Origin of the sequence: Chryseobacterium sp. MYb7 (assembly GCF_002979455.1) — a bacterium.
Taxonomy (GTDB): Bacteria; Bacteroidota; Bacteroidia; order Flavobacteriales; family Weeksellaceae; genus Chryseobacterium.
On sequence record NZ_PCOU01000057.1, the window covers coordinates 1 to 7,293 of the forward strand.

6 protein-coding genes are annotated in these 7,293 nt (G+C 32.4%); 4 read left to right on the forward strand and 2 right to left on the reverse strand.

The window, feature by feature from the left end:
- Positions 1 to 100: 100 nt before the first annotated feature.
- Positions 101 to 1,270 carry a thioredoxin family protein gene (locus CQ046_RS23190; protein WP_105704535.1) on the forward strand — a complete coding sequence of 390 codons (1,170 nt, stop codon included), beginning with the start codon at positions 101 to 103 and terminating at the stop codon, positions 1,268 to 1,270.
- A gap of 246 nt (positions 1,271 to 1,516) precedes the next feature.
- Here CQ046_RS23190 and CQ046_RS23195 read toward each other — a convergent pair whose 3' ends face one another.
- Both CQ046_RS23195 and CQ046_RS23200 read right to left on the reverse strand, forming a co-directional pair.
- Entirely contained in the window at positions 1,517 to 2,365 is an 849-nt protein-coding gene (locus CQ046_RS23195) for a sialate O-acetylesterase (RefSeq protein ID WP_105704536.1), read from the reverse strand.
- A 6-nt stretch (positions 2,366 to 2,371) separates the two neighbouring features.
- A complete protein-coding gene (locus tag CQ046_RS23200) occupies positions 2,372 to 2,923 on the reverse strand; it encodes a TetR/AcrR family transcriptional regulator (protein ID WP_105704537.1) in 552 nt (183 codons plus the stop codon).
- Between the two features lie 310 nt (positions 2,924 to 3,233).
- Between CQ046_RS23200 and CQ046_RS23205 the strand changes: the two genes are divergently transcribed.
- Genes CQ046_RS23205 through CQ046_RS23215 form a run of 3 tightly spaced genes read left to right on the forward strand, consistent with a single transcriptional unit; the run spans position 3,234 to position 6,632 of the window.
- On the forward strand, positions 3,234 to 4,409 hold the full coding sequence (locus CQ046_RS23205; protein WP_165790585.1) for a TlpA family protein disulfide reductase: 1,176 nt from the start codon (positions 3,234 to 3,236) through the stop codon (positions 4,407 to 4,409).
- Positions 4,410 to 4,462: 53 nt separating this feature from the next.
- Positions 4,463 to 5,887, forward strand: a complete 1,425-nt coding sequence (locus tag CQ046_RS23210) for a sensor histidine kinase (protein ID WP_105704539.1) — start codon at positions 4,463 to 4,465, stop codon at positions 5,885 to 5,887.
- The gene (locus tag CQ046_RS23215) at positions 5,880 to 6,632 is read left to right on the forward strand and encodes a LytR/AlgR family response regulator transcription factor (protein ID WP_105704540.1); all 753 of its coding nucleotides are present in this window, start codon (positions 5,880 to 5,882) and stop codon (positions 6,630 to 6,632) included. Before CQ046_RS23210 ends, CQ046_RS23215 begins: the two co-directional genes overlap by 8 nt.
- The last annotated feature ends 661 nt before the right edge of the window (positions 6,633 to 7,293 follow it).

Consider the following 7,293-nt stretch of genomic DNA (forward strand, 5'->3'; position numbering starts at 1 on the left):
AATATTACATGGATCAGCCTACATTATCTGGCTTTTTCTATTTTGTTCCTAAGAAAAATAAAAGTTTAAACAGGTTTAACATTAAAATATCATATTTACTATGAAAAAATTATCAATTTTTTTTACATTTTTTATAGGTGCTTATGCATTGAGTCAAACTGGAATTAAATTTGAAGAAGGTAATTTTGCAAGCATCTTAGCTAAAGCAAAAAAAGAAAGTAAGCCCGTATTTATTGATGCCTATACCTCCTGGTGCGGGCCATGTAAATTAATGGCGAAAAGTATTTTTCCACTTGCAACTGTAGGAGATTATTATAACACTCATTTTATCAATTTCAAAATTGATATGGAAAAAGGAGAAGGGCTCAAAATAGCTAAGAAATATAATATAAAAAGCTATCCTACTTATTTATTCCTCGATGAAAAAGGAGAAGAAATACACAGGACAGTAGGATATGCAGAAGAAAATGAATTTATCCAATTTGCAAAAGACGCAAATGACCCAAACAAGAGACTTCCTGCCTTAAAGAAGAAATTTGAAAATGGGGAAAGCTCCCCTGAATTCCTGAAAAATCTTGCTGTACTTGCCGGCATGTCTGATGATAGAACCTTTGCAAGTAAAGTGTTAGAAAGGTATTTTAGTACCCAACCTGCTATCACCAGCCAGGATATAACACAGTTGATGATGAATATTGAAAGTATGGAAGACCCTCTTTATAAAGTATTCCAGAATAAAAAAGAAGATATTATAAAAATTACTTCTAAAAATGATTATGAGGAGTTTGATAAAGGTATAAAGCTTAAATATGTTTATAAAAAAGCTTATAACAAAAGTACAAAAGTCCTGGATGAAAACTACTACCTTACTGAAGTTCAAAAATTTTTGGAAAAAAAGGAAGCTGAAAAGAATTTACAGGATTTAAAAGCCAATATCGCATTAGATAATAAAGATTATAAAACATATGAAAAGATAATGCTGAAGATGTATGAAAATTATTCTAATGTGGAACCCATGGATCTAGGGTTTGCTGCATGGGGATTTGCAAACAATGATATAACTAATAAATCATCCATAGAAAAGGCTGTGCTTTGGGCCCATAAAGCTATAGAGAAACAACCTCAAGTTATCCATATGCTTACTTTGGCAAGGCTTTATAATAAAATAGGAGATAAGAAAAATGCTAAAATATGGGCTGAAAAATCCATTGGATTGGCAAAAACATCAGGACATGATTCATCAGAAGCTGAAGAGTTTTTGAAAAAACTTTAATCGAGCTGTAGAACATACAGGGTACTAAAAAATTTATTTTAAAAATGATTGGTACCCTGCTTCTAGATTGCTCTTAATCGTATTCGATCCATTATTAATAGAATATACTTATTTTTAGTGTTTTTAGTAGTTTTTCTAAGATAAAATACGGATTGGATGTACAGTTAAGATGAATTATTCTGATGGTAAGTATAAAGCGAAGCTTATCTTAATATTCTTAAAACCTTAATAAAAATCTTAATGTTTCTATTCCTGTCCTATCAATTTTATTTTAGTTAAATATTCCTTACCCTCAATATTCCCTAGCGCAAATTCATTTTCCAGCAGTTTAATTTTTTCCGTCTTGGTATATGGACGGCTATAAATCGTATTCAAAATATCCTCTTCATCAATGATAGGACTGAAAATATGTTTAAGATTATGGTAAGCTTGATAATATCTGATTCCCAGTAATCTTTGTGATGCTGCATTGAAATGAATACCGTCTGGATTGGCCGCAAGCCCTTTTGCTGTAACAAAATAGCAGTTTTTATGAGATTGGGCAAAATCTTCAAGTTCCCTGTTGACCAAAGAATAATGAATAAAATACTGACCCAATATTCCCTCAGGTAAAAAGTCTCCCAAACCTCCAATGATAAGAGGAACCTCAGGAATATTAAGTTCTTGGCGTAAAGTATCAATAATGAAAGCAAATTTTTCCTGATATTGCTTTGCCTTTTCAGGTGAACAGTCACTTTCGCCCTGATGCCATAAGATTCCTTTGATTTCACTTGTTCGTTGGGCAAGTCTGGCTTGTGATATCGCATTTTCAATGAGTGCACCACCTACAGCCCAGTCATCCAGACTGGTGCCTCCATCAGCACAAGGGATCAATCCGATTTCATTTTGTTCATTATCTTGTCTCCAGGAAGCCGCAAATGATGAGGTGAGCCCCACACCTGAACTGGGACGATCAAAATTAATCGGTTCAGCCATGATCTGCCATACACCGTTTCTCTGCATTTTAATATGTTCATCAAAAATAGGAGGAACCTCTTTTGCATAACCACGTCCGGCCATATTGGATTGGCCTATCATTAAAAAAGAATGTATCATTTTTGTTTATTTAATTGTTAAGCCGATACTTCTGCTGAATGTAGTCCAGGCTAATTTTCTTATTTCATTGGGAGCAATATCTCCGGATCTGAATGCTGTAATTGTTGCTGTAATACTATTGGTGAAAAGAATTTTTATCCAGGGTAGCGGCAATTGGCTATCTATTAACTGATCTTTCTGCAGTTTTTGTAGTGCATCGAATAAATCGGTTCTTGTTTTTAAATATGCCTTACTGGTTTCAGTTTTGTAGGTAGGTTCAATCTCGTTTAACTTTATTAAAAAAGCATATTTGGTTCCGCTGTCAATTCCAGCATATAATAAATTTTCAAGTTGTGCTAAAGGATCGGAAGAACTGTTACAGGCTTTAATGGCAGCTGCTTCCCACGCTTGCATCATATTTTGGTTGCAGGCTTCCAATAATTCGTTCCGGTTTTTAAAATACCGATGCAATGTCCTGCGGTTAAGGTTACAGCGTACAGCAATTTCTTCAAATGTTGCCGAAAAATTCTCATTTAAAACACTTATGGCTGTATCAATGATTTTCTGTTGAGTATCCATTAATTTTTGATTGGCCTAAATTTACGACAAATGTCTCAATTTTGAGACATTTGTTTTTTTAATTTATTTATTGAGTACTATTGATATGAATATGAATTATTTCTCTTTTGACTAAAAATTAATTTTAAATCCAAATTCACATTGGGTTTACGTCTTTACACATTCTGATAAGTCTACACTTTGCAGTGTATCTAGTTTTGTAGAATTAAATCTATAAAATATGAAATTTAAATTGTTGATATTGTGTTTGGTGTTTATATTTTTTTCAGAGCTGAAAGGACAAAAAAAAGAGAATTTTAGAAATGATTTTATGAATGTCATTAAGCAAAATGATCCTAAAAAAATTCTTTCAGGGATGAATACGCTCGTGAAAACTTATAAGCTGGATACTTTAAAATATACGAATGGAGTGGATGTGATGAAAGGATCAGCAGCAATTACCTTTTTGAAGCAGGATGATTTTAAGAATTTTGGATTGTATCTAAATAAAATAAAAGACAAGTTCAATCAGACTTCTTATATGAATATAGCAGCAGAAATATTGTATGAGTCAAACAAAAATCTAAACTATGCACATAATTTAGCAGAAAAAACAATTCGTCTCTACGAATCCTATAAAGATGATCCACAAGCCAGACCGGAAGGTTTTAATCGCAAAGACTGGGAAAGATTTATGAAATTGGCCGCATATCCTTATTATGAAACCTTTGCAAAGATATTACATGCTCAGGGGCAATCAGGTCCAGCACTGTACTATCTGGAAAAAGCACTTCAAAATAAAGATTCAGAAAATATGATGCCGGAGACAGCTCAGCTATACAGTTCCTTATTGATTGCCGGACACTATAATGAAAAAGCGTACAAATTCCTCCGAAGAGAAGCTGAACTTGGCAGAACTACAAAAGTAATGGAAGCTCAGTTTAAAACACTCTATTCTTTATTGACAAAAAAAGATGCAGACGCAGCAATGGATTCTATTCAAAAAAATATGAAAAGAAGATATGCCGAGGAAGTCTCAAAAAAAATAATTTCAGGAAAACAGGCTTCTGAGTTTAATTTAAAAACACTGGACGGAAATTCAGTCTCTTTAAAGAGTTTGCGGGGTAAAATAGTGGTATTGGATTTCTGGGCTACCTGGTGTGCACCATGTATCAAATCTTTACCCAGTATGAGTAAGATAAACAAAAAAAATCCAGACGTGGTTTTTTTATATATAGTAACAAAGGAAACGGGTTCTGACGCAGTACAACGAATAAAGAAATTTGTAAAAGAGCATCAGATTGCACTCAATATATTAATAGATATTCCTGATAAAAGAAACTACGGAAAATTTATAACGATATCCGATTACAACATAACAAGAATCCCTGCAAAAGTGGTTATTGATAAAATGGGGGCAATACGATTTTTTTCAGTAGGTTTTACCAATGAAAATAAGCTTAATAATGAACTGCAGGCTATGATTGATATTGTGAAAATGCAATAGTGTTATCAATCAATTAATTATGTAGATTAGCAAAACACAAATGCATAAAAAAAATGAGTTCAAAAATAGGTATTGTACTTTTATTTATTCTCACATCTGTAAATATAACCGCATTCGCACAAAATGCAGAAATAGTGAGCACAGCATATCTTATTGTAGAAGGAAAGGGGCTGGATATCACTTCCGGACAAAATAAACGGGATTATAACATAACAATGATAGGAGGCTTTGCTGCTATAAGCACAACAGATCTTTTTAAAAAATCTCACATAAAAACAAAGTTTTATTTTATTGAGGATGATGATGCAAAAGAAAAACAAGGCTTTAACCAAATTGCTGATCATATTTTTATGAATGTAGGGAAGGGCTGTATTATTGAGCTATTTGATAATAATACAGACAAACTTCTGCAGAGGTATAGGTTACAAAGAGTTCAGTCTGTTCCGGAAATTGAAATTATTTTAAAAAATACTGATGATTTTAAAAGTAATTCTATAGGAAGAGTTATTGCGTATAAATATTCAAATATCAATTTATCTCCCAACACAAAAAAGATAGAATTGAAAATAGCGAACAATGATACATTGAAAGTTAAATATCAACTCATCAATTTAAAAACAAAGAAAAAAGTGTATTGTGGATTTCTGCCTGCAAAAGAAGTATTTCATGTAGATTCAAACATAGAATATGAATTGAGGTGTAACTATGTTGCACAGCCGGAAAGTACTGTAGTGAAATATATTAATGTCAGACCACATTGGTATCAGTCTGTGATTTTTTACACTTTGGCGTTTGTGGTGTTGTCAGGATTTATATTTTATATTGCTACGCTGGAATTCAGAAACAAAATTCATAAATCAGAAGCCGAGCAAAAAAAGTTGGAAGAGGCTGCCATACGTCTTCAATCTATGCTGAATCCTCACTTCACTTTTAATGCATTAAGTACAATTCAGGGATTAGTTAATACAGAACGTATAGATGAGGCCAATAAATATCTCGAAGAATTTAGCATCCTTTTAAGAAGATCTTTGTCCAAAAGCAGAGATGTTTTCAACAGCCTTGATCAGGAGCTTGAAATGATGCGTATCTATTTAAATATTGAATCCCTTCGATTTGAGTTTAAATGGGAAATAATTGTGCTGCCTACAGATTTATACACAACAGAAATAGAAATTCCAACGTTATTATTGCAGCCCTTGATTGAAAACGCGATTAAACATGGTGTATCATCTCTAAGGCAAAATGGAAAGATTAGAATTATATGTCTAAAAGAAAAGAATGATATGATGATATTAATAGAAGATAACGGAGTATGGAATGATAAAGTTCCCTTTACAGGGTATGGCCTTGCTATTACTCGTGAAAGGATAGATACCATCAATAAAATGCAGAAGGATCAGCAGATACATCTGTCTTTAGAAGCAACTAATGGCACTCAGGTAACTTTAACTTTTAAAAATTGGATCAATAATGATTAATGCGGTAATCGTAGATGATGAATCTATCAACATCAGTAACTTACAGTCTTTGTTAACAAGGCACTGTCCATTAATAAAAATTGTTGGCACCGCCAATTCTGTAGATGAAGCTTGTGCTGTTATTCTGAAAGTAAATCCTGATGTGGTATTTCTAGATATTGAAATGCCGCAAAAGAATGGGTTTGAACTTTTAAAATATTTTAAAAAACCTTCATTTGACATTGTTTTCGTCACAGCGTATGATTTCTATGGGATCCAGGCCATTAAATTTTCTGCATTGGATTATTTACTGAAACCTATTAATATTGATGAATTGAAAACAACAGTAGAGAAAATAGAACTTTCTATTACCAACAAATCACATCATAGAAGACTCAGCAATATTGTAGAATTACTGGAAAATAAACTGCCTCTCGATCATAAAAAAATTGCATTGCCCTCTCAAAAAGAAACCCTGTTTGTTCCGGTTCAGAGTATCCTGCGTTGTGAATCATCCAATAACTATACAACTTTCTACCTCACAGATGAGACCGTACATGTAATTTCTAAGCCCATATACGAATACGAAGAGATGCTTAAACCTTTCGGATTTATGCGTTGCCATCAGTCACATCTCGTTAATAAAAGGCATGTAATAAGTATTCTGAACGAAGATTCAGGATATTTGATTCTGGCGTGTACCCATCAGAAAATTCCAATATCCCGCCAAAGAAAACAATATGTAAAAGAAGCACTGAAAGAATAGTGCGTTTTTATATTAAATTAGTTCTTATATTAAAAAAGATTATCCTTAGCGAATACAAATTTGATATGAGCTAAGGGTATATCTGAATTTTTAAAATGAACGTTTTTCTCCTTTGCGTTCTGTGTTTTATTTCCCGATACAGAAAGTAAACTACTTCCTGTTTATGCAGGTTTATAGAAAAGTAGTATCATGATTAGTAAACAGCATTTGTTAGTTCTCCCGTTAGTTCTCCATAACTTTGTTAAACGGGTTTTAAAAGGATTCTACGAAGATTTATGTTATTTAAAATATTGTGATATTTTCGGGATGAAATAATCTTTTTATCATTAGTGTGTGAATCTCCTTTTTTAGGGAGGCTTTCTTCATTTTAGTATAAAGAGATTATTCCAATAATTTTTCTTTATTGTAGCTCTAATCCTGATTTCAGTTCCGTAGGTTTATGAATTAACAATCTCGGATTAAACCAATAATCTGAGATTGTTAATATAGTTGTTAAGTTTATACTTTTTAATAGAGAATATCTTAAAAACTATTTTTTCTTTTTAGCCCATCAAAAGCTTTTGCATCATTGGTTCTTAAATATTGAACTCATCTTGACTTTCTTTTTATGAATTTTTTACAAGCAATAACAATAAAAGCTAAATAATTGAATCCGATCCAG